Here is a 23,107-nt window from a genome sequence, read left to right as displayed (position 1 = left end):
CCGTACAACCACACCCCATCTGGTCGCTCAGACCCCGTTTGAGATCCCGGTGGGGACGGCGCGGGCCTGTCGAAACCGGTTGACCTGTGGCGAATGATGGGAGCGTGTTTCCCGAGGAACGCGCCGTTGCGCTCATCGAGTCCTTCCTGGCCAGAGAGCTGCCGACGTGGCCGAGGAGCCGAGGTCCAGGTCGTGTTGCCGGCCCACGGCGGGTGAGTCGACGGACCACGATGGCGCTGTGGTGCGAGGAGGATGCCGGCTACCACGTCGCCTCAGTGTCCGTCGCGCACCACCGCCAACCCGCCGACCCGGGTCGTGATGCCCGCCGGCCCGCGTCGGGCCGAAGCGAGCACGCCGGCCGGTCGACCGAGGGTGTCGCCCTGCTCCACCTCGATCGTGACCGTCTGCGCCCCTGTCGTGTCGAGCAGGTGGGCGGCCAGGCAACCGGTGCTGTTGGCATTGGCGACGTCCTCGTCGACACCGATCGCCGGCGCGAACATCCGCGCCGCACCCGGTCGGTCGCCCACCGGCGGTACGTACACGAAACAGCCGAGGAGCCCGTACCGCTGGCACGCCGCCGTCAGCCTGCCGAAGTGTGGCCGGACCCGAAGCAGCGCCGACCGGTCGTGGACCGGTACCAGCATGCGTGGTGCGCCGGGCGAGGCGATCCGTGGCGCGTCGGTCGGATGCTGATCGTCCGCGGTGAGCCCGAGCGCGGCGACGATCGCGGCACGCTCGTCCGGTACCGGGTGACGCAGCGCGACGAGGCCCTGGTCGAACCACACCTCGATTCCGGCGGGGCGGCGGATCGCGACGGTGTCGAACGTGCGCCCGCCGGTGTGTTGGCGATCGTGCAACTCGCCCAGCCCGGTGCGGGTCAACCGGACGGCCTGCGCGGCAACGGTGCCGTGGCCGCAGCCGGACAGTTCGGCGGTGGCGGTGAAGAACCGGACCGGCCGGCCACCGTCCGGCGCCCGCCCCGGGCCGAGGAACGCCGCGTGCGAGGTGCCGGCCGCAGCAGCGACCGCACACCGGTCCGCGTCCGTCGCCGCCGGGTCGTCGTCGGCGACGGCCGTGGGGCTGCCGCCCCGGCCGTCGCGCCGCACGCACGCATCAACCACCGTCACATCCCGCCAGGACACCGCCGCCCCCTTTGACCCTCGACGAACCGGCAACCGCGAACGGCGTTCCGCGGATGGCCGGGCCCGGCCGCAACGGCCGATCCAACGCGTCCCGGAGCGTACCCTCCTGCCTCAGCCGGTGCCGTCCTGCACCGGATAGCGGAGATGTGAAGGTCACAGGACCCTTCAGCTTCGGCTCCGCGCCGGCGGCCGGGCCGAAGCGCCGCCACCGTTCCACCCAGCGCCTCGGGATCACCGTGAATCCCCGGGTTCCGGGCGCCGGGTGGGACGGGGCGGCCGTCGATGCGGGAGCTGCTCACCGCACCTTCGAGGCCGTCGTGGCCCCCAACGAGCGGTTCTCCTCGGGTCCCATGACGCAGACCCCTGTCAGGCCGAGTGCCCGCTGAGCGAGCCAGAGGTCGTGGCGGGCGGTCGGCGGGCGGAGCAGCGAGCGTTGCAGGACTGCTTCGGCACGTGTCAGCCGTTTGCGGACGGCGGTGGCCGACAGTGACAGGGCGCTGGCTGTGGCGTCGATGCGGGCATCGTGCTGGAGCCACGCCTTGAGTGTCGTGGCCAGTTCGGAGGACGGGTCGCCGGCTGTGAGCGGCTGGAGCTGGAGCCGGGCCCACTGGGTCGCGGCAGGATGGGTGAGCAGGTCGTCGAGGTGCCGGATGGCCGTACCACCGTGCGATGCCGGTCTGCGCGTCGTGTCGGCCGGATGGGCCGTAGTGAAGGCCCTCAGGGCAAACGTGAGAGCGGACTGGTCGGCGATCCGGTCGAGATCGAGGTCCAGGTGCCGGGCGATCTGCTTGAGCCGTGCGGACAGAGTGTTGCGGTGGATCTTGAGGTGCTTCGTCGCATGGGACGAAAAGCTGAGCCATGAGGCCGCGGTGGCCAGCAGTTCCGTGCTGTCGGGATCCTGCGGCCTTCTGGCGCCGTGGTCGCGTAACGGGGCCAGGAAGTCGCCGGCCCAGGCGGTCGCGGCGGGACCGAGGGCGAGTGGGAGGTCCGGGCTGGACGCGAAGGACGCGCGGCGGTCGGTGCGCCGGCGGGCGGTGGCCAGGGCGTGAAAGGCCTGGGCGTAGCCGGTGGCCGTGTCCCGCAGTGCAACGGGATCGCTCATGCCCATCCAGCATGCGTCCGTGGCCATGTGGGCGCACACCCGGGGCAGAGGATCGGTGGCGTGGGTGTCGCCGGCTGCCGGGGCGAGAACGATCAGATGAGCGTCGTACACCGGGCACGGCACGATCCACGCCTGCGGTGCGGCTGCCATCAGGCGGGTGGCGATCTCGCCGCGCCCGGCGGGCGTGCCCTCGATGACGGCGACCCGGACGGTGTCGGCGAGACGGGGCCGCAGTGCCCCCGCGACTTGGCGGGCGGTCGCGATGTGACCGTTCATCAGCAGGTGCAGCACCCCTTCCCTCGCGCGTTCTTCGGCGGCTTCGAGCCGGGAGCGCAGTCCCTCGGCGTGCTCGGCCCTCCAGCACAGGCTCACGGTGTGGGCGGCGTCCGCGAGCAGCGGGGCCAGACCCCGGGCATCCGGCCGCGGCGTCACCGCCGCGAGCACGGGCATGAGCACGTTGCCGGGGCAGTCAAGGGGATACAGGAAGATGGTGCGGCCGTGTGCGTCGACCGCCATGGATCCCGCCCGTTTCCGGGTGAGTTCCCGCACGCCGTGCCGGATGGCCTCCCCGATCCCCTGGTCGCCCGCATGGCTCGGTGGCCGCGCGGAGGACAGCACCGCTCCCGAGGCGCTGACCAGCAGCACATCCGCGCGGCTGTGCTCGCCGAGCCAGGTGATCACCGCCTGGGAGCCTCCCTTGCGGGCCGCGCGTTGCAGGGCCAACACGTCGGCGGCTCTCTGCGCCTGTCCGGCTGCACCCGTTGTGTTCACGGCTCGGTCGACGGCAACACCGAGCTCGCCCGTCCCACTGGTCATCCTGCATCCCCCCGGATGGAGTAGAGCTCGCCCAGGGGCCTCGCGGCCCAAGGACGGTTTCACCGGCCCGGGCGGGCTCGCACGTGCGTACCGGAGCAGCGTACTGAGCAGGCCATACGCGGATGACCAGGGGTTGCACACCGGCTGAGCAGCGGTGATGCGGCCCACTGTGCACTGCGGCACCGGGACCTCGCCCTCACTGTGCACTACGGCACCGGCCGCGGGTGAAGCGGTGCACTACGTTTTGGCCCGGCGCACCTCGCAAGGCATCTCAAAACAGCCACCCTGCATGGAGATTTCTGAAATGAAGCATAGGGATCATCGCCGGGCAGCGGTCGTGTGCCTTCATTCCTGACCACTGCATCGGGGCCGCACCGGCCACGGGCCGCAGGCATCACGCGTGGGTGCCTGCAGCCGGAGGCCGTTCCGGACTCCACCATGAAGACCGAGAGCGGATTTTTGCCGCCGACTTGGGAGTTTCCCGTGTTTCGTTTCAAGAGCGTCACTGCGGCCGCTGCGGGCGTGGGCCTGGCCGCTGCCGGCCTTCTGGCCGGCGCCGGAACGGCCGCCGCCGGCACCAACGGCCAGCAGGTGAGCGTGTCCACCCGCTGGTCCGACCAGATAAGGATCTGCGGTCGCAACCAGGCCGACCAGGAGGCCTGCACCGGCTGGATCTCCTCCCGCAACGACTGGACGTCGCTGCCCGGTTGGTGGTGGAAGGGGGAGCTGGTGATCCAGGGCTACCAGCAGGAGACCCAGGAATACCGCGTCGGCTACTGCGACGTACCGCCCTCACAGCCCTCCGACTGGACCCAGTGCAACCTCTACGGAACGCTCTGACGGCTTCGCCCGCCGCCGGCGGGACAGCAGAGACAACAAAGAAGGGGCGTGAGTCCTCGACGATCGAGGATCACGCCGGGGGAAAGGATTAATAATGTTCAAGGTTTCCAAGGGTCGTGCCGCGCTGGCATTCGCCTCGGTTCCCGTGCTGCTCATGGCGGTCTCCACCTCGGCGCAGGCATCCAATGACATCGTCTGGCGCAACAAGGCCACCGGCGGATGCATCAGGGTCTACAACAATGCCACGCTGGCAACCGACACGGGGTCCATGCTGCGCTGCCAGAACACCGGGATTTTCGACGGCAAGCACTTCACCACCAGCTGGAACGACTCGCAGGACAACCTCGAGAACCCCAACGGCTCCTACAAGATCACAACCAACAACTCGTACTACAAGGGCTACTGCCTGGCCAGCTGGTACGCCGACTCGAACGGGCTCGGAAACGTCTACATCGAGCCCTGCGCCTCTCCGGCCAACTACTACCAGCAGTGGGAGGAGAACTGGACCGGCGACGGCATGCAGCTTGTCAACCGGCAGACCCGCCTGTGCCTCGACAGCAACCGTGAGGGCGCCGTCTACACCCACGCATGCAACGGCGGCGACTACCAGGTCTGGAAGTGACCCGGGGAGGTTGGCATGCCGAAGCCTTGATCAACCGGGGCTCGTGATGCCATTTCCGGTGCGCCTTCCCGCCCTCGGCCGGGAAGGCGCACCGCGCCATGACGGCGGCGGAGCGCCTGCGGGACGCCGGCTCGTCGACCTCGGCGATGACCGGGTCGCAGATCCGGCCGCGGCCCTGCAGCACCGACCCCATCGTCCTGTCCGGCGGATCCTCCCGAGGGCTCGACGCGCACGGGCGAGCTCAACCCCCTTGAACACCAGGCACGTTGGCAAACGCGGTGCTACAGTCGTCGGCCTGTCGTGCACATGACGTTCACGTGACGTCCGGCACTAGGGGGAGTCTTGCTGCCTGCAAGTCGTCAACTCGTCACCATCGTTGCCGCCGCGACCAGCCTCGTCCTCACCTGCGCACTGCCCGCCGGTGCGGACGAGCCCGCGCCCTCGGCGAGAGCCGGGGACCGCAACGCGGTCCTGTCCTTGGACGAGTCCTTCCGCACTCCGCAGAACACAGCCCAACACGACTGGCTCACCAAGCAGAACACGCTCGCCGCGAAGGTCGGCTGCGAGGTCGGCCGGCAGACCGCGGACCGGCGCTCCTCGTGCTTCGTCGAGTTCATCCCGTTCAGGGTCGTCCAGCTCCCCAGCGGCAAGGAGATCGGCCGCGGAGTCATCGGCTCCGGCAACACCACCCAGCTCGACTACAAGTCCAGCACCTACGTCCAGGACGTCAACCTGGGCCTCGTCCAGGCCTCCGGCGTGGCCACCCTGCTCTCCCGGGCCAAGGTCGCCGTGGACTGCACGGCGTCCTCCGGCGGCGGCTGCACGGTCACCGGTGGCGGCGGCGAGCAGTGGCTGCGCTACCCGGCGCAGAACCAGCACTTCACCTTCAAGGTGACGTCACCCGGCAAGAACATCAGCTACCACCAGCCGCCCGTGAAGGTCACGGTGTCCAACCTCGCCGCGCCGAACAAGCTGACGCGCAAACTGGGCGACACCGCCCAGGTCCGGTGCGACAGCGAGCCCGTCGGCAGCGGCACCGGGCGCGGGTGCGTGAACTGGACGTACGAGCCCACGTACACCCTCGACACCCACGACCCGCGCATCACCCAGGTCGCCTGGCACGTGTACTGGGCGCAGAACAACCTGCGCTTCAAGTGGGGTCTGCAGGGCAAGGGCCGGCCGCTGCACCACCTGTCCGACGTGGACCTCCAGAGGTACAACCGCCGGATCGCCTGCCCGCGGGGGAAGTACCCCGGGAAGAGCTGCGACGAGTACCCGTTCGCAGCCACCTATGAGGGCGCCGGGCTCAACTCCGACTACTCCACCCACGCGGTGCCCCTGAACCAGAACACCACCGAGGGAGGCTCCGAGTACCGCGGCAAGTTCCTGCGCGAGAACCGGATACTCGACCACGACGCGTACTGGGTACACGTCAAGCGCTGACCACGGGAGGAAGGAAGCCGCCGATGCCGGGACCCCTGCGGGACGTACGCGCCCGCCTGTTCGTCGCCGAGGGCCAGTACGTGATCGCCGGCGACGCGGAGCAGGTACCCGGCATCCGGCAGCCCGTGGCCACCGGCGTGATCATCGCCGCGGCCGACGGCGCCCTGCTGCTGCCCGGCATGAACACGGGCGACATCTGGGTGCGCGCCGAGAGGTGGGCCGCGGCTCCCCCGCTGGAGCTGGCCGGCTGGGACGACGTCGTCGAGGTCAGCTACCCCGCCACGACGGAGGCCCGGCTCTGCGCGGGGGGCGGCGGCGCGCACGAGGAGTTCCCGGACCTCGCCTGGGACGGACCGGGCACCTACCGGCTGCGCGTCAGCACCCGGGGCAGGGATGCCGGAGCCGCGGCCGACTGGCTCGACGACGACGAGGAGCCCGTCGAAGAACACCGCATCCAGTCCTGGCCCGCACCCGCGTCACCACCCGTCGTGCACAAGGCCACGGACGAGCTGGGCGCGTACTGGCGAAGCGCCCCTGCCTGACGTCACCGGCCCCCGGCCACCGTCCCCATACGTGACGGCGTGCGGCCCCGGACACGACGGAAGCCCGCCCCCGCATTGCTGCGGGGGCGGGCTTCCGCAAGGGTCAGGCCATAACCTCGACTGCCGGCTCGGCGCGCGGGAAGTCGTACAGGGCGAAGTCGGTAACCGGGAGGTAGCCGATTCTGTGGTAGAGGCCGTTGCTGGTGGGGTTGGCCAAGTCCGCGAACAGCACGACCTCACTCGCCCCTGCGGCAAGCGCGGCCCGGCTCACCTCGGCCGTTGCAGCGCCGGCGTAGCCGTGGCAGCGTAGGTGGGCGGGGGTGTAGACGGGCCCCACCCGGACCTGGGCGGTGACCATCGGGCTCACGCCCGCCATGGAGACGGGTGTGCCGTCCGGGGTTTCCCAGAAGGTGGCGCGTCCGGAGGCGATGCGCGCATCGGCCCAGGAGGCGGCATCCGTGGGTGCACGTTCTCCAATGGCGGCGGTGAACTCGCGGTACCAGAGGGTGAGCTGCTCGCGGTCCTGCTCGCCTGCGACTCGGTGCCGGCCTCGAGGAAGCGGCTGCGGTGGGGTGAGCGTGCCGAGGCGGTACAGACGGTGCCGCTCGCGGAGTATCGGTGTTGCGCCCGTACGCCGCTGCCATGCCGCGGCGAAAGCAGTGGCCGTGTCGTGGTCCGCGTTGACACCCGGGAGCGGGTGGCCGAGGCGAGCCAGCCGGGCGGCAAGGGTGTCGGCATGCTCAGAGAGCAAGGGGGTGAGGTTCAGGCGGTGGGGCGGGGTATGGACGAACGCAGCGCGGACCTTGCCCGCTGCCTCCAGCCAGCCGAATACGGGGGCTTCGCTGCCGTAGGCGTGCGCCCCGCGTGTTCGCAGTGTCTCGGAAATCGTCAACGGGATGGTGTGCAGGGCAGGGCTCGATTGCAGGAAGTCTCCTGCCCGGGTGAGGAAGTCGGCGAGGTCTTCGGTGAGGTGCCAGTCATCCGGGCGCATGCTGCATGATTCCGCACACCACAGACGGTACGCTCCTGAATTTCCGCTGGGACAAGGCTGCGAGCACCGCGCCCAGGTGCCCGTCCAGGCCGGTCGCGCGGGTTGTGCTTCGCCTCGGACTTCTCGTCCAGCAGCGCCGTCCCTGTGATCTGCCCGGTCTTCTTCTCCTTGACCTCGACCGGCACGGTGGCGATGTAGCAGGACTCGGTCCGGTTGTAGACGGAAGCCCGCCCCCGCAGTGCTGCGGGGGCGGGCTCCGGTACGTCTCGCCGGGGGTCACGCCATGTCGGCTGCCAGGCGGTCGACGACCAGGGTTGTCAGGTCGCTCGGCGTCGGGCACTCGTACAGGACGTCCGCGGGCCAGTCGAGGCCCGTGAGGGTGTTGAGGTGGTCGCGGAGTTCGAGGGCTGCCACCGACGTCAGGCCCAGGTCGAAGAACTCGTCCTCGGCGCCGATCTCCGCCCCCGACTCGTGGCCCAGCACGGCGGCCGCGAGGCCGCGTACGCCGTCGAGCACGGCGTCCGGCCACTGCTCCTTGGGCAGCTTCCTCAGGGCCGCCCGCAGTTCGTTGTCCTCGGGCTCCGGCTCGGCGGGCGGCGCCTCGACGGGCGGCGGTGCCACCTCCACTGCCGGTTCCGGCGTGCGGGACGCGTCCACGAGCCGTACCGCCCGCTCGTCCGTCGCCAGCGCCCTGCGCAGTCCCGCCACGGCGGCGCGGGCGTCGAGGGCGGGGTCGACCGCTACAGCCAAGCGGCCCTCGGGGAGGACCGGCGGGTGGTCGCCGACGGCGACCAGGGCCACCAGCGGTGCCTCGACGTCGTCGAACCCGCAGCCCTCACGGACGATCGCCGCCGTCAGCGGCACCTGGCCGTCGTACTCGACGGCCCCCGGCGGGCAGGGCGTGCCACCGGCCACCAGCAGGCGGGCACCCGACTTCGCCACGGCCTCGGCCATCGCCGCCGTCAGCTCGTCCGCCGGGCCCGCGACCAGGACGTCGCCCTCCGGCCGCCAGGTGGCGGCCGGCTCCACGGGCTCGTACGTGCGCACGGCCGTGCCGTCCGGGCGGATCCGCGTCTCCCGGTGGCCTGCGGCTATCGCCGCGCAGAGCCGGGTGCGGGCGGCGGCGTCCGTCCGCTGCGGCAGGTGGACGACGTGCTCGCACCCCGCCGGTACGGGCCCGCCGTCGGTGAGCGCCCAGCGGGGGACGCCGGCCTCGGCGACCGGTTCGGCGCCCGGCAGCGCCACCACCACGTCCGGCCGCCGGTCGCCACCGGACCGTACCCGGGCGCCGTGGCGCACGAGGGCGCCCGCGATCGTGTCCGCCAGGTCGTCGTCGGACCCGGCCAGCAGCAGGACGTCCAGCGACAACGCCACATCAGCGGCATCCGGCACCAGCTGCCACTCGGCCCGCTCCAGGCGCGGGGCTTCGACCCCCGACCGCAGCCTGGCCAGGGCCGCCAGCACCTCGGCCGGGGACTCGTCGCCCTTCAGATCCAGCAGTTCCAGGACCTTCGACACGTCCTCGTTCTCGATCGCCGACCACAGCGTGTCCGGTTCGGGAGCAACCTGGCTCACCACCTCCGGCCAGTACGGGCGACTCCGGAACGCGTACGTCGGCAGCCGCACCCCCTCCCCCGGCCTGCCCGCGTGCACCGCCCGCCAGTCCACGTCCACGCCGTGGGTGTGCAGCAGGCCCAGCGCCTCCGTCGCCGTGCGCACGTCGTCACGGTCACGGCGCAGCAGCGCGACGGGACGCACCGGTGCCTCCGCCAGGCACGCCTCGGCCGCCGGTGCGAGCACGGCGTCGGGGCCCACCTCCAGGTAGGCGGTGATGCCGCTCTCCTGCGCCTGCCGGACGGCGTCCGCGAAGCGCACCGCCAGGCGCAGCTGGTCCACCCAGTACTCCGGGGTGTCCATCGCCCGCTCGGTCGGGACGGTGGAGATGACGGGGATCCGGGCCTGCCCGAACCGCACCGTCTCCGCAACCTCCCGGAACTCCTCCAGCACCGGCTCGACGTGCGCCGAGTGGAAGGCGACGCCCACGCGCAGCCGGCGCGTGCGGTGCCCGCGCTCCTCCAGATCCCCGGCAACCGCCAGCACCGCCTCCTCGTCCCCGGACAGGACGACCGCCCGCGGGCCGTTGACCGCGGCGATCTCCACGCCACCGGTCAGCACCGCGCGCACGTCCTCCTCGCTCGCCCGCACCGACACCATCGCGCCGGTCGCGGGCAGCGCACCCAGGGCCCGGCCGCGCGCGGCCACCAGGGTCACCGCGTCCGCCAGCGGCAGCACGCCCGCCACGCACGCGGCCGACAGCTCGCCGATCGAGTGGCCGATCAGCGCCTCCGGCGCCACACCCCACGACTCCAGCAACCTGAACTGCGCCACCTGCAGGGCGAACAGCGCCGCCTGCGTGTACTCCGTGCGGTCCAGCAGATCCTCGCGTTCGAAGACCACCTCCCGCAGCCCCGTCTCCAGGCCGGTGTCCTTGAAGAGCGCACACACCTCGTCGAACGCCTCGGCGTAGACAGGGAACGCCTCGTACAACCCCCGGCCCATGCCGAGCAGCTGGCTGCCCTGACCGGTGAACAGCAGCGCCAGCCGCTGCCTACCCGCCGTCGCCCGGCGCACACCGTCGGCCGTGCGGCCGGCCGCCAGGGCCTCCAGAGCCGTACGCAGCTCCTCCTCGCCGGAACCGGTCACCATCGCCCGGTGGCGGTGGGCGGCCCGGGTGGTGGCCAAGGCGCGTGCGACCTCGGCAGGTTCACCGCTCCCGGCCTCCAGCAGGCGCTGTGCCTGGGCGCGCAGCGCCTCCTCCGAGCGGGCCGACAGCAGCCACGGGGCACCCGCCAGAGCGGGAACCGCCTCCCCACCCGCAGCAGGCGCCTGCTCGATCACCACGTGCACATTGGTGCCGCTGATGCCGAACGACGAGACACCCATACGCCGCGGCCCGGCCGGCTGCGCCGGCCACGGCTGCGCCGACGTCAGCAGGTCCACCTCACCCGCACTCCAGTCGACGTGCGGGGACGGCTCGTCGATGTGCAGGCTGCGCGGCAGCACACCGTGCCGGATCGACAGAACGGCCTTGATGACACCCGCGATACCCGCCGCCGCCTGCACATGGCCCAGATTGGACTTCAGCGAACCCAGCCGCAGCGGCTCCGGCCGGTCCTGGCCGTAGACGGCCAGAACGGCCTGCGCCTCGATCGGGTCGCCGAGAGCCGTGCCCGTACCGTGCGCCTCGACAGCAGCCACATCGGCCGGCCGCAGGCCACCGGCCGCGAGGGCGGCGCGCATCACCTGCTCCTGCGCACGGCCGTTGGGGGCCGTCAGGCCGTTGCTCGCGCCGTCCGAATTGAGCGCACTGGCACGCAGGACCGCGAGCACCTTGTGGCCGAGCGCGCGGGCCCGCGACAGGCGCTCGACGAGCACCACGCCGACGCCCTCGCCCAGCGCCGTGCCGTCGGCAGCGGCCGCGAACGGCTTGCACCGGCCGTCGGCGGCCAGGCCGCGCTGGCGGCTGAACTCCACGAACGGCACCGGGGTGGACAGCACGGTCACACCACCGGCGAGCGCGAGCTCGCACTCCCCCGCCCGGACCGCCTGCGCGGCCAGGTGCAGGGCGGTCAGCGACGACGAGCACGCCGTGTCCACGGTGACCGTCGGGCCCTCCAGCCCGTACGTGTACGCCACCCGCCCCGACAGCACGCCACCGCCGACGCCGGGCGCGAGGAAGCCCTCGGCGGCCGCGTTCTCCAGCAACCGGCCGTAGTCCTGGTACATGGCACCCACGAACACCCCGGTGCGCGTGCCGCGCAGGGTGGTGGGGTCGATGCCCGCGTCCTCGCACGCCTCCCACACCGTCTCCAGCAACAGCCGCTGCTGCGGATCCATCGCGACGGCCTCGCGCGGCGAGACGCCGAAGAAGGCCGCGTCGAAGGCGGTGGCGCCGGTCATGAAGCCGCCGTGGCGGACGTAGGAGCTGCCGGCGGCCGCCGGGTCCGGGTCGTACAGGCGCTCCAGCGGCCAGCCGCGGTCGTCCGGGAACGGGCTGATGCCGTCGCGCTCGCCGACCAGCAGCTCCCACAGGTCGTCCGCCGAGCGGACGCCGCCGGGCAGCCGGCAACCGATGCCGACCAGCACCACCGGATCGTCGCCGTCCGCAACGGCGGCGGTACGGGCCACCGCGACAGCCGGCACCGGGGTCGCGCCCGCCAGCAGCTCGTCCAGGTGGCGCGCCAGCGCCTCCGGGTTCGGGTGGCTGAAGACGAGGGTGGCCGGCAGCCGCAGCCCGGTGGCCGCGGCCAGCCGGTTGCGCAGCTCGACGGCGCTGAGGGAGCCGAAGCCGGCGTCCTTGAACGCCCGCGCGGGGTCGACCAGATCGGGCGACGGGTGGCCGAGCACGGCGGCGGTGTGACCGATCACCAGGTCGAGCAGCACGCGCTGCCGGTCGGGCCCCGACTTCCCGGCCAGGCGGACGGCGAGTTCGGAGCCGGCGGCCGGTCCGCCCGGGGCGGCGCTGCGGCGCGCCGGCGCCCCGGCCAGATCGCGCAGGGGCGCGGGCACGGCCTCGCCCTGGGCGCGCAGGGCGGCCGCGTCGATGCGGATCGGGGCGAGCACCGGCTCGTTCGAGGCCACAGCGGCATCCAGGGCCGCCAGGGCGTCGGCGCTGGGCAGCGGCAGGAACCCCGAGCGGCCGAGTCGGTCGCGGTCGACGCCGTCGGTCATGCCGCTGGTGGCCTCCCACAGGCCCCAGGCCAGCGAGACACCGGGCAGCCCCTGGGCGTGGCGCAGGCGGGCCAGGGCGTCGAGGCCGGCGTTGGCCGCGGCGTAGTTGGCCTGGCCGAGACCGCCGAGGACGCCGACGGCGGAGGAGAACAGCACCAGCCGCGCCTCGGGCAGCAGCTCGTGCAGGTGCAGCGCCGCGTCCAGCTTCGGCGCGCGCACATGCCCGAGCCGCTCCGCAGTCAGGTCCGTCACCAGGCCGTCGTCGAGGACGCCGGCGGCATGCACGACCGTGCCGAAGCCCGCTCCCTCCACGAGCTCCGCCAGCGCGGCGCGGTCGGCGACGTCGCAGGCGACGACGTCCACCGTCGCGCCCGCCGCGGCCAGTTCGGCGATGAGCTCGGCCATGCCCGGTGCCGTGGCGCCGCGCCGCGCGGCCAGCACCAGATCCCGTACGCCATGGGTGTGCACCAGGTGCAGGGCGACGAGCTGCCCGAGCGTGCCGGACGCGCCGGTCACCAGGGTCCGGCCCAGGTCGCTGCCCGCCTCGGCCGGGTCGGGGGCCGTGCGGGTCAGCCGCAGGACGCTCGCGGCACCGGCTGCCAGCGTGATCTGCGGTTCGCCCGCGGCCAGCGCGGAGGGAATCGCCGCCAACGTGGCGTCCTGGTCGTCGGCCAGGTCCAGCAGCAGGAAGCGGCCGGGGTGTTCGAGCTGCGCGGAGCGCACGAGGCCGGCAACAGCGGCCTCCGCCACGTCGTCGTCGGCCCGGCGGGTGACCACGACGAGCGTCGAGGCGGCGGCCGCCTCGTCGCTCACCCACTCGTGGACGAGCCGCAGCGCCTCGGCCACGGCCTCGGCGGGCTCGCCACCCGGGGCCGCAACCAGGACGTACGGGGCGGCATCCTCGCTCACCGGCCGCTTCAGCAGCCCGGCCAGCCCGGCGTCGCGCACCACGTAGTCGTCCGCCGCGCCACGCGGCAGGGGCCGCGGCACCCGCACCGGGCGCAGCAGGTCGCCGCGGTCGGGCAAGCCCAGGGCACCGGCGGGCAGTTCCCGCAGCACCAGGGACTCCACCGAGGCGACCGGGGCCCCGGCGGGGTCGGTCAGGGTGATCCGTACGGCGTCGGGCCCGGCGGCCGCCAGGGTGACGCGGACGGTGTCCGCGCCGCGGGCGTGCACGCGCAGGCCCTGCCACTCGAACGGCAACGACGGCCGGCCACCCTCCCCCGTCAGGAACGAGCCGAGCGCCACCGGGTGCAGGCAGGCGTCCAGCAGCGCCGGGTGAAGGGTGAAGCCCTCGGGTTCGCCGCCGACGGGCAGGGCCACCTCGGCGTACAGGTCGCCGTCGGTGCCGCGCCACAGGGCCCGTACGCCCCGGAATGCCGGGCCGTACTCCAATCCCGCCCCGGACAGCCGCTCGTACAGCGCCTCCACGTCCAGGGGTTCCGCGCCCGGCGGCGGCCAGGCGGCCTCTCCCCCGGCCTGCGGCTCCTCGCCCGCCGGCCGCAGGACGGCGGTGGCGTGCGTGGTCCACTGGCCGGTGCCGGTACGGGCGTTGAGGGTCAGCCCCCGGGAGCCGTCGGCGGCCGCCTCGGTGATGTCGGCACGCAGCCGGACGTCGGCGTCGTCGGGCAGGACGAGCGGGGTGAGCAGCGTGAGCTGGTCGACGATCGCGCAACCGGCCTCGTCGGCCGCCCTGGTGACGAGTTCGGCGAGCCCCGCGCCCGGCAGGACGACGTGTCCCTCCACGGTGTGGTCGGCCAGCCACGGCTGCGTCGCCAGCGACAGCGCGCCGGTCAGGACGAGCCCCTCGGCACCCGGCAGGGCCGCGCGAAGAACGGGGTGGTCGACCGCGTCGAGGCCCAGCGCCGTCGCCTCACCGGCGGCGACGTCGGCGCGCAGCCAGTACGACTCGGTGACGAAGGCCGTCGTGGGCAGCTCGACGGCGCGCGCACCGGGCCACACCGCGGACCAGTCGGGCCGCACGCCCTTGACGTGCAGCTGGGCGAGGGCGGTGAGCAGCTGCCGGCGGCCGCCCTCGTCCCGGCGCAGGGTGTGGGCGACGGTGGTGTCGGTCCCGAGGGCGTCGACGGTCTCCTGGACGCCGGTGGTGACGACGGGGTGCGGGCTGACCTCCAGCAGGGTGGCGCAGCCGCGCTCGACGAGGGCGGTGACGGCCTCGTCGAAGCGCACCGTCCGGCGGAGATTGCGGTACCAGTAGTCGGCGTCGAATGCGGCTTCCCCGTCGATCCAGCGGCCCTCCACGGAGGAGAAGAAGGGGATCTCGGGGGCCCGCGGGGTCACGGCGGCGAGCGCCTGGAGCACCTCCTCCCGCACGGCCTCGACGTGGGCGCTGTGCGAGGCGTAGTCGACGTCGACGCGCCGGGCGCGGACGCCGTCGGCCTCGCAGGCGGCGAGGAGTTCGTCGAGGGCATCCTCGTCTCCGGCGACGACCACCGAGGCCGCGCCGTTGACCGCGGCCAGCGACAGCCGCCCGTCCCACTCCTGCAGCCGGGCGCGGGCCTCGTCGGCCGGCAGGGCGAGCGACATCATGCCGCCGCGGCCGGCTATCGCCGTCAGCGCCTTGCTGCGCAGGGCGACCACACGGGCGGCGTCGTCGAGGGTGAGGGCGCCGGCGACGCAGGCGGCGGCGATCTCGCCCTGGCTGTGGCCGGCGACGGCCGCGGGCCGCACGCCGAGCGCGCGCCACACCTCGGCGAGGGCGACCATGACGGCGAAGAGGGTGGGCTGGACCACCTCGACGCGGTCGAGGGGCGCCTCGTCGCGCAGCACGGCCCGCAGGTCGAAGTCGATGTACGGGGCGAGGGCGGCCTCGCAGGCGGCGATCCGCTCGCGGAAGACCTCGCTGCTCTCCAGCAGGCCCACGGCCATCTCCCGCCACTGCGAGCCCTGGCCGGGGAAGAGGAACGCCACCGGGCCGGACGGGCCGGTGGTGCCCTCCACGACGGCGGGCGAGGGCCGGCCCGCGGCCAGATCCCCCAACGCCGCGAGGAGTTCGGCGCGGTCGGTACCGACGACGGCCGCGCGGTGCTCGTGCGCGGCGCGGGTGGTGGCCAGGGAGTGGGCCACGTCGCGCGGGTGGAGCTCCGGGCGGTCGGCCAGGAAGGCGGCCAGTGCGCCGGCCTGGGCGCGCAGTCCGGCCTCGGAGCGGCCGGAGACGGGCCACAGCCACGGCCCCGTCGCCTCGTCCGCCGACCCCTCGCCCGCCGCGGCCTCCTCGGCCACCGGCGGCTCTTCGAGGACGACGTGGGCGTTGGTGCCGCTGACGCCGAACGAGGAGACGGCCGCCCGCCGCGGGCTCGCGCCCGCCGGCCACGGCACGTCCTCGGCCAGCAGCTCCACGGCACCGGCCGACCAGTCGACGTACGGGCTGGGGGCGTCCAGGTGCAGGGTGCGGGGCAGGACGCCGTGGCGCATGGCCATGACCATCTTGATGATGCCGGCGACACCCGCGGCGGCCTGGGTGTGCCCGAGGTTGGACTTGATCGAGCCCAGGCGCAGCGGCTGGTCGCGCTGCTTGCCGTACACGGCGAGGACGGCCTGGGCCTCGACCGGGTCGCCCAGCGGGGTGCCGGTGCCGTGCGCCTCCACGGCGTCGACCTGCTCGGGGGCCAGACCGGCGTCGGCCAGGGCCTCGCGCAGGACGCGCTGCTGGGCGGGGCCGTTGGGGGCGGTCAGGCCGTTGCTGGCGCCGTCGGAGTTGACGGCGGTGCCGCGGACGACGGCCAGCACCCGGTGGCCGGCGGCCAGCGCGGTCGACAGGCGTTCGACGACGAGGACGCCGACGCCCTCGGCCCAGGCCGTACCGTCGGCGGCGGCCGCGAACGGCTTGCAGCGGCCGTCCGGGGCCAGGCCGCGCTGGCGGCTGAACTCCACGAACGCGGTGGGCGTGGCCATCACCGTCGCACCGCCGACCAGGGCCGTGTCGCACTCGCCGCGGCGCAGCGCCTTCACCGCCAGGTGGAGGGCGACCAGCGACGACGAGCAGGCGGTGTCGACGGTGATGGCCGGGCCGCGCAGGCCCAGTTGGTAGGCCACGCGCCCGGAGACGACGCTGCCCGCGCCCTGGGCGCCGGGGTAGTCGTGGTGCATCACGCCGGTGAACACGCCGGTGCGGCTCTCGCGCAGCACGGTCGGGTCCAGGCCGGCCCGCTCGACGGCCTCCCAGGAGGTCTGCAGGATCAGCCGCTGCTGGGGGTCGGTGTGCAGGGCCTCCTTCGGCGAGATGCCGAAGAAGCCGGCGTCGAACGCGGCCGCGCCGTGCAGGAAGCCGCCCTCGCGGACGTAGGTGGTGCCGGGGTGGTCGGGGTCGGGGTGGTGCAGGGCGTCCAGGTCCCAGCCGCGGTCGCGCGGGGAGGCGGTGATGCCGTCGCGGCCCTCGGCGACCAGCGTCCACAGGTCCTCGGGGGACTCGACGCCGCCGGGGTAGTGGCAGGCCATGCCGACGATCGCGATCGGTTCGGTGGACCGCTCGCGGACGTCGCGCAGGTGCTGCCGGGCCGTCTGGAGTTCCGCGGTGACCCGCCGCAGATAGTCGCGGAGCTTGTCCTCGTTGGTCATCGGGTGTGGTCCTCCAGCCCCGGCAGGGGGGTGCCGAGCTCGGTGTCGATCAGGGTGAAGATCTCGTCGTCGGTGGCGTCGTCGAAGGTGACGACGCCGGCGGCGAGGGTGTCGCCGGGCGCCGGTGCGGCGGCCGGCCGCGCCAGCCGGTCGAGCAGGCCGCGGACGCGCTCGGCGGCGCGGCCGCGGTCCGCCTCGTCGCTCGCCGCGTCGGCGAGGGCGGCGGCGAGGCGGTCGAAGGCCGCGAGGAGGCCCGGCAGGTCGCCGTCCTCCGCGTCCGCGGCCTCGCCGGCGAACCGCTCGTCGAGGTGGGCGGCCAGGTCGGCCGGGGTGGGGTGGTCGAAGACCAGCGTGGCCTCCAGCGTCAGGCCCAGGGCCGCGCCCAGCCGGTTGCGGAACTCGATCGAGCTCAGCGAGTCGAAGCCCAGCTCCTGGAAGGAGCGGTCGGGCTCGATCGCGGCGGCTCCCGTATAGCCCAGCACGGCCGCGGCGTTCTGCCGTACCAGCGTCGCGAGCCGGACACGACGCTCGTCGGGGGAAAGGCCGGCCAGGCCGGGGTCGGCCGCGGGGGCGGCCTGCGCCGGCGCCGCAGGCACCAGCTCGCGCAGGACGTGCGGGACGACGGCGGCCGGGCCGGGCACGAGCCGTACGGCGGTGACGGCCGGGTGCTGCGCGGCGAGGGCGGCGTCCAGCAGGCGCAGGGCGGCGTCGGCGGGCAGCGGTGCGATGCCGCCGCGCGCGAGCCGGTCGCGGTCGGCGGCCATGCCGTCCTCCAGCGCCCACGGCCCCCAGGCCACGGAGACGGCCCGGCCGCCCGCGGCGACGCGCTCGGCGGCGAGGGCGTCGAGGTGGGCGTTGGCCGCGGCGTAGTTGCCCTGGCCGGGACCGCCCAGCACGCCCGCGACGGAGGAGAACAGCACCAGTTCGGCGTCCGGCAGCAACGCGTGCAGGTGGGCGGCGCCGTCGACCTTGGGGCGCAGCACGCGGTCCAGGCGCTCGGCGTCGAGGGCGGTGACGACTCCGTCGTCGAGGACGCCGGCGGCGTGGACGGCCAGGGTCACCCGACGGCCCGCCAGCAGGGCGGCGAGAGCCGTACGGTCGGCCACGTCGCAGGCCGCGGCCTCGATGCGGGCGTCCAGGCCGGCCAGGCCGTCCGGGAGCCGTCCGCTGCGGCTGGCCAGCAGCACGTCGCGCACGCCGTGCTGCTCGACGAGGTGGCGGACCACCGGTACGGCGAGCGCCCCGCTGGCGCCGGTGACCAGCACCGTGCCTTCGCGGCGCGGCGCGGCGGGGGCCGCGGCGGCGGGGGTGCGCACCAGGCGCGCGCCCAGGACGCGCCCGTCCTGCAGCGACAGTTGGGGTTCGTCGGAGCCCAGGGCGCCGGGCAGCGCCGCCGGGTCGCCGGCCTCGACGAGCGTGAACCGCCCGGGGTGCTCGGACTGCGCCGAGCGCACCAGGCCCCAGGCCGCGGCCGTGGCGACGTCGGGCCGGGTGGTGAGAAGGACGAGGCGCGAGGCCGCGTACCGCTCGTCGCCCAGCCACTCCTGCAGCAGGCCCAGGACCCGGCCGGTGAGCGCGCGGACGGCCGCCGGTGCGGTTCCGTCGGAAGCGACGGGCACGACGACGACCGGCGGCACCTCCGCCAGCGCGGACAGTCGCGGTGCCCGCAGCACCTGGGCGCCGGACGCCTCCAGGGCGTCGCCGGCGCCGTCGGGGTCCGGGCCGACCACCGCGTACCGGGCGCCGGGCCGCGGCTCGGGCACCTCCACGGGCACCCAGGTGATGCGGTGCAGCGGGTCGGCGAGGGCGCCGGCCCGGCGCAGGACGACCGAGTCGACACTCGCCACGGGTGCGCCGGCGTGGTCGGTGAGCCGCACCTCGACCGCGTCGGGGCGCAGGTGCACCATCCGGACGCGGGCGGCGGTCGCGCCGGGGGCGTGCACGCGCACGCCGGACCAGGCGAAGGGCAGGTACGGGCGGTCGCCGTCGAGCGTCGCGGCCAGCGCCACGGTGTGCAGGGCGGCGTCCAGCAGCACCGGGTGCAGCCCGTGCGGCCCGGCGTCGCCCGCGGGGACGACGACGTCGGCGTGGACGGCGTCGGCGGTGCGCCAGGCGCGGCGCAGGCCCCGGAAGGCCGGCCCGTAGCCGGTCAGCGTCTCGTACAGCCGCGTGACGTCGACCTCTTCGGCATCGTCGGGCAGCGGCGGCGTGTGCGGGGCCGCCGCGTCGTCGGGGGCGAGGGTGCCGCTCACATGGCCGGTCCAGGTGCCGTCGACGCGGGCGTGGATCTCGAAGGACCGCTGCCCGCCGGGCCCGGGCGGGGCGGCGACGAGGCGCAGTTCGGCGTCCTGCGCGGGCAGCGGGGTGTGGGTGACGAGCTCGGTGACGAGCGGGCAGCCGAGCCGCGCACCGGCGTGCAGGGCGAGGTCGACGAAGAAGGTGCCGGGGACGAGCACGGTGCCGTCCACGGTGTGGTCGGCCAGCCACGGCTGGGCCGCGGCCGAGATCCGGGTGGCGAACACGTGCCGGTCGGGCAGGTCGAGCTGCTCGGCAAGTCGGTGCGGCGTGCCGGTCGCGCCGGCCGGGGCCGTCTCGATCCAGTGCCGGTCGCGGGCGAAGGGGTAGCCGGGCAGCGAGAGCCGACGCGGGGACGCGGGCGCCGGGACGTCGATCGCTGCGCCCTCGACCCAGGCACGGGCCAGGGCGTGCAGGTCGTCCCCGGCGGCCGGCGCGGCCGTACGGCGCCGCCGGCCGCGGTGGACGCCCTCGCCGGTGCGCAGGGCCTCGGCCAGCTCGGCGGTCGTGGTGGCGACGACGGCGAGGCGCTCGTCGAGGTGGTCGCGCCCGGCCCACAGGGTGAAGGCGAGGGCGGCCGGGTCCACGGCCGGGGCCGTGGCGGTGGCGGTGGCGAGCCGGTCGGCCAGGGCGGCGGGCGTCGTGCCGGCGTCGACGGGCAGCCGGACGCCGAAGACCTCCTCGATACGGTGGGCGAGTGCGGTCAGCCGCGGGTAGTCGAGGCCGAGTTCGGCCAGCGGTTCGCGCGGGTCGGCGGGGAAGCCCACGACCTCGGTCAGAACCTTGTCCAGGGCGGCGGCCACGTCCGTATGACCGGCCGGGCGCTCCAGATGGGCGAGCAGCTGCGCGACCTGCTCCTCCAGCCGGGCGGTGTCCTTGGCCGAGAGCACGAACAGCCGCGGCCGGGGCGCCTCGGCCGCGGCGGCCTCGGTGGCGGGCCCTGCGGCCAGCACCACATGGGCATTGGCGCCGCCGGCGCCGAAGGAGCTGATCGCGGCGGTCAGCGCGGCGCCCTCCCGCGCGGTCCAGGGCTCGGTGGCGCGCTGGACACGGAAGCGCGAAGCCTCCCAGTCCACGGCGGGGTTGAGGGGCTCGGCGTGCAGGGACGGCACGAGCTCGGCGTGGCGCATCTGCAGGACGACCTTGGTCAGCGCCGCGATGCCCGCCGCGGACTCCAGGTGCCCGATGTTGGACTTGACGGAGCCGACCGGCCAGGGGCCGCGGCCGGCACCGGCACCGTCGAAGGCCCGCTCCAGCGCGGTGATCTCGATCGGATCGCCCAGGCTCGTCCCGGTGCCGTGCGCCTCGATGTAGCCGACGTCGGCCACGTCGACGCCGGAGGCCGCAAGCGACGCGCCGACGAGCTCGGCCTGCGAGACCGGGCTGGGCACGGAGAAGCCGCCGGTGTGCCCGCCGTGGCCCAGCATGGTGCCCCGGATGACGGCGTGCACGTGGTCGCCGTCGCGCAGCGCGTCGCGCAGCGGCCGCAGCAGCACCACGCCGACGCCCTCTCCGGGCACGTAGCCGTCGCCGCCCGCGCCGAAGGCCCGGCAGCGGCCGTCGGTGGACAGGAAGGACGCCTGGCTGAGCAACAAGTACTTGTTGGGGTGCACGTGCAGGTTCACGCCGCCCGCCAGCGCCGCCTCGCACTCCCCGCGCCGGATCGCCTCGACGGCCAGGTGGATCGCCGTCAGCGACGACGAGCACATGGTGTCGAGCGCGATGCTCGGCCCCTTCAGGTCGAGGAAGTACGAGACGCGGTTGGCGATCGAGGCGCTGAAGGAGGAGGGCACGAAGCCGGGCTCCTCGCGGACGCCGTGCAGCTGGTACTGGTTGTACATCACGCCCGCGAACACGCCGACGGCGCGCCCGCGCCAGGACGAGGGCGCGTGCCCCGCCTCCTCGAAGGCGTGCCACGCCTCCTGCAGGAACAGCCGCTCCTGCGGATCGAGCACGGCGGCCTCGTTGGGCGAGATGTGGAAGAACGCGGCGTCGAACTCGTCGACACCGTCGACGAAGCCGCCCCACCGGCCGTACGAACAGCCCGGGACACCCTTGGTGTCGCTGTGGATCGCGGAGTGGTCCCAGCGGTCGGCGGGCACCTCGGTGATGCAGTCGCGGCCCTCGCGCAGGTTGGCCCAGAACTCGTCGAGCGTGCTGGCCTTGGGATAGCGCCCGCTGATGCCGACGACGGCGATGGCGTCGGTGTCGACGTCGGCGTCTGCCTCGGCGTCCGGGGCCTCGGCGGGCACAGCAGCAACAGGCGCGGACTCGGTCACGGCCACGGGCTCGGGCTCGGTCACGGCCACGGGCTCGGTCACGGCCACGGGCTCGGGTTCCTGCGGGGTGAACTGCTCGGTGATCCTCGCCGCGTCCCCCACCAGGGCCACCGCGTGCGGCCGGCCGCTGCCGACGGCGCGCAGCATGATGTCCACGGCGGTCGAGGTGTCCATGGCCGTCAGGCCCATGCCGCGCAGGGCCCCCGCGTCCAGCGGCATGCCGCCGTCCGCCCAGCCGGGCCACCCGATCGAGACGACCCCGGGGCGCGCTTCCGCGAACCCGTCGAGGAAGCCGTTGGCGCAGGCGTAGTCGGCCTGGCCCCGGTTGCCCCAGGCGGCGGCCGTGGAGGAGCACAGCACGAGGAAGTCCGGGCCCAGGTGCCGGGTGGCCTCGTACAGATGGCGGGCCCCGGCGGTCTTCGGCGCCAGCACGGCGCGGACGTCCTCGGCGCTCTTGCCCGCGATCAGTCCGTCGCGCAGCACGCCGGCCGCGTGCACCACGCCGTGCAGCGCACCGAACCTCGACACGGCGGTCTCAACGGCACGGCGTACGTCCTCGGCGCGGGAGACGTCGGCCGCGACGACGGCGACCTCGGCGCCCAGGGCGGTCAGTTCGGCGGTCACGGCGGACTCGGCCGCCGTACGCCCGCACAGGACGAGCCGGGCGCGCACGGTCCGCGCCAGGTGCCGGGCCAGGGCCAGGCCGACGCCGCCGAGCCCGCCGGTGATCAGGTACACGCCCCGCTCGCGCAGGCTCGCCGGGGTCTGCGGGACGGGCACGGGTCGTACGTCGCGCACCCGGCGCTCCCCCGTCGCGTGGAGCACGTCCACGTCGGGCGCGCCCGCGGCGAGCTCCGCCAGCGCGTCGGCCGCGTGCGCCGAGCGCACCACGGCCGCGTGCACGCCGGGCTGTTCGATGCGCAGGGTGCGGAAGAGGCCCGCGAGCGCGGCGGCCACGGCGGGCGGGGCATCGGCCGGAAGGTGACAGGCGATACGGACGGGACTGCGGCGGGTACGGAGCAGGGCCGCCGCGAAGGCGGTCAGGTCGACCGCCTCGCGCTCGACGTCCTCGGGGTCGGCCGGGGTCCACAGCACATCGCAGGCGTCGCTCGATGCGAGCAGGGCCGGCCAGTCGCGCGGGGTCGCCGCGTCGACGGTCAGCACGCGGGCCGGGGCCGGCCGCGCCGGCAGCGGTACGGACCGCCACTGCGGCTCGAACCAGACGACCTCCGACGGCAGTTCCGCAGGGGCAGCCGTGACGACGGGCCGCGCCTGCGCGGTCGCGGGCAGCTCGTACTCCCCAAGGTGCTCGACCAGCGACGCGAAGGTGTTGTGCTCGAACAACAGGGTCGGCGAGAAGTCCGTGCCGTACGCACGCTCCAGGTCGGCGGCGATGCCCAGCAGCGCCGTGGAGTCCAGACCCAGCTCGTAGAAGCCCGCCTCCTCGTCGAACTCCGCCTGCTCCAGGCGCTCGGCGAGCAGGCCCCGTACGACGGTCTCGGCAGTCTCGGCCGTTTGCCGCGGCCGCGGGGCACCCTCCAGCCGGGTGATGGCGTCCTCGGTGCGGATGCGCTTCGAGGTCAGGCCCTCGAACCACAGCACGACATTGCCGTCCGGGTCGAGAAAACGCAGGTCGCACGTGGTCAGATCGCCGTCCGGACCGGCCGGGCGCGGCGGAACGGCATGCACCAGGGTGCTCGCCCCGACCGGGCCCCGGGCCCGGAAC

General features: G+C 74.3%; 9 protein-coding genes (1 of these 9 only partly in view). 4 read left to right on the top strand and 5 right to left on the bottom strand.

Annotated elements, in window-relative coordinates; genetic code table 11:
• Positions 1-272: 272 nt before the first annotated feature.
• Together AC27L3_RS00740 and AC27L3_RS00735 are read right to left on the bottom strand one after the other, a co-directional pair.
• Positions 273-1,142: a PhzF family phenazine biosynthesis protein gene (locus AC27L3_RS00740; RefSeq protein ID WP_487231974.1), complete on the bottom strand. Its 870-nt coding sequence runs from the start codon at positions 1,140-1,142 to the stop codon at positions 273-275.
• A gap of 295 nt (positions 1,143-1,437) precedes the next feature.
• Positions 1,438-2,970 carry a helix-turn-helix domain-containing protein gene (locus AC27L3_RS00735; protein WP_487231973.1) on the bottom strand — a complete coding sequence of 511 codons (1,533 nt, stop codon included), beginning with the start codon at positions 2,968-2,970 and terminating at the stop codon, positions 1,438-1,440.
• Between the two features lie 573 nt (positions 2,971-3,543).
• On the opposite strand from AC27L3_RS00735, the gene AC27L3_RS00730 reads away from it, so the two are divergent.
• From AC27L3_RS00730 to AC27L3_RS00715, 4 genes are all read left to right on the top strand, one after another.
• The gene (locus tag AC27L3_RS00730; protein ID WP_487231972.1) at positions 3,544-3,900 is read left to right on the top strand and encodes a hypothetical protein; all 357 of its coding nucleotides are present in this window, start codon (positions 3,544-3,546) and stop codon (positions 3,898-3,900) included.
• Between the two features lie 94 nt (positions 3,901-3,994).
• Positions 3,995-4,522 carry an RICIN domain-containing protein gene (locus AC27L3_RS00725; RefSeq protein WP_487231971.1) on the top strand — a complete coding sequence of 176 codons (528 nt, stop codon included), beginning with the start codon at positions 3,995-3,997 and terminating at the stop codon, positions 4,520-4,522.
• A gap of 342 nt (positions 4,523-4,864) precedes the next feature.
• Entirely contained in the window at positions 4,865-5,965 is a 1,101-nt protein-coding gene (locus AC27L3_RS00720; protein WP_487231970.1) for a NucA/NucB deoxyribonuclease domain-containing protein, read from the top strand.
• 23 nt (positions 5,966-5,988) lie between these two features.
• A complete protein-coding gene (locus tag AC27L3_RS00715) occupies positions 5,989-6,507 on the top strand; it encodes a hypothetical protein (protein WP_487231969.1) in 519 nt (172 codons plus the stop codon).
• A 103-nt stretch (positions 6,508-6,610) separates the two neighbouring features.
• Here AC27L3_RS00715 and AC27L3_RS00710 read toward each other — a convergent pair whose 3' ends face one another.
• The 3 genes from AC27L3_RS00710 to AC27L3_RS00700 all read right to left on the bottom strand — a co-directional run.
• Positions 6,611-7,498, bottom strand: a complete 888-nt coding sequence (locus AC27L3_RS00710; RefSeq protein ID WP_487231968.1) for a GNAT family N-acetyltransferase — start codon at positions 7,496-7,498, stop codon at positions 6,611-6,613.
• 276 nt (positions 7,499-7,774) lie between these two features.
• Entirely contained in the window at positions 7,775-16,807 is a 9,033-nt protein-coding gene (locus AC27L3_RS00705) for an SDR family NAD(P)-dependent oxidoreductase (protein ID WP_487231967.1), read from the bottom strand.
• Positions 16,804-23,107 carry the 3' portion of an SDR family NAD(P)-dependent oxidoreductase gene (locus AC27L3_RS00700; protein ID WP_487231966.1) on the bottom strand. Its footprint extends 656 nt past the window's final position, so only the last 6,304 of its 6,960 coding nucleotides appear in the window; its start codon lies off the right edge, out of view; its stop codon occupies positions 16,804-16,806. The genes AC27L3_RS00705 and AC27L3_RS00700 overlap by 4 nt, the downstream gene beginning before the upstream one ends.

The organism is Streptomyces sp. PKA51 (assembly GCF_057552455.1).
The sequence above is the reverse complement of the archived record's forward strand: the minus strand, read 5'-3'. Positions and strand labels throughout refer to the sequence as shown.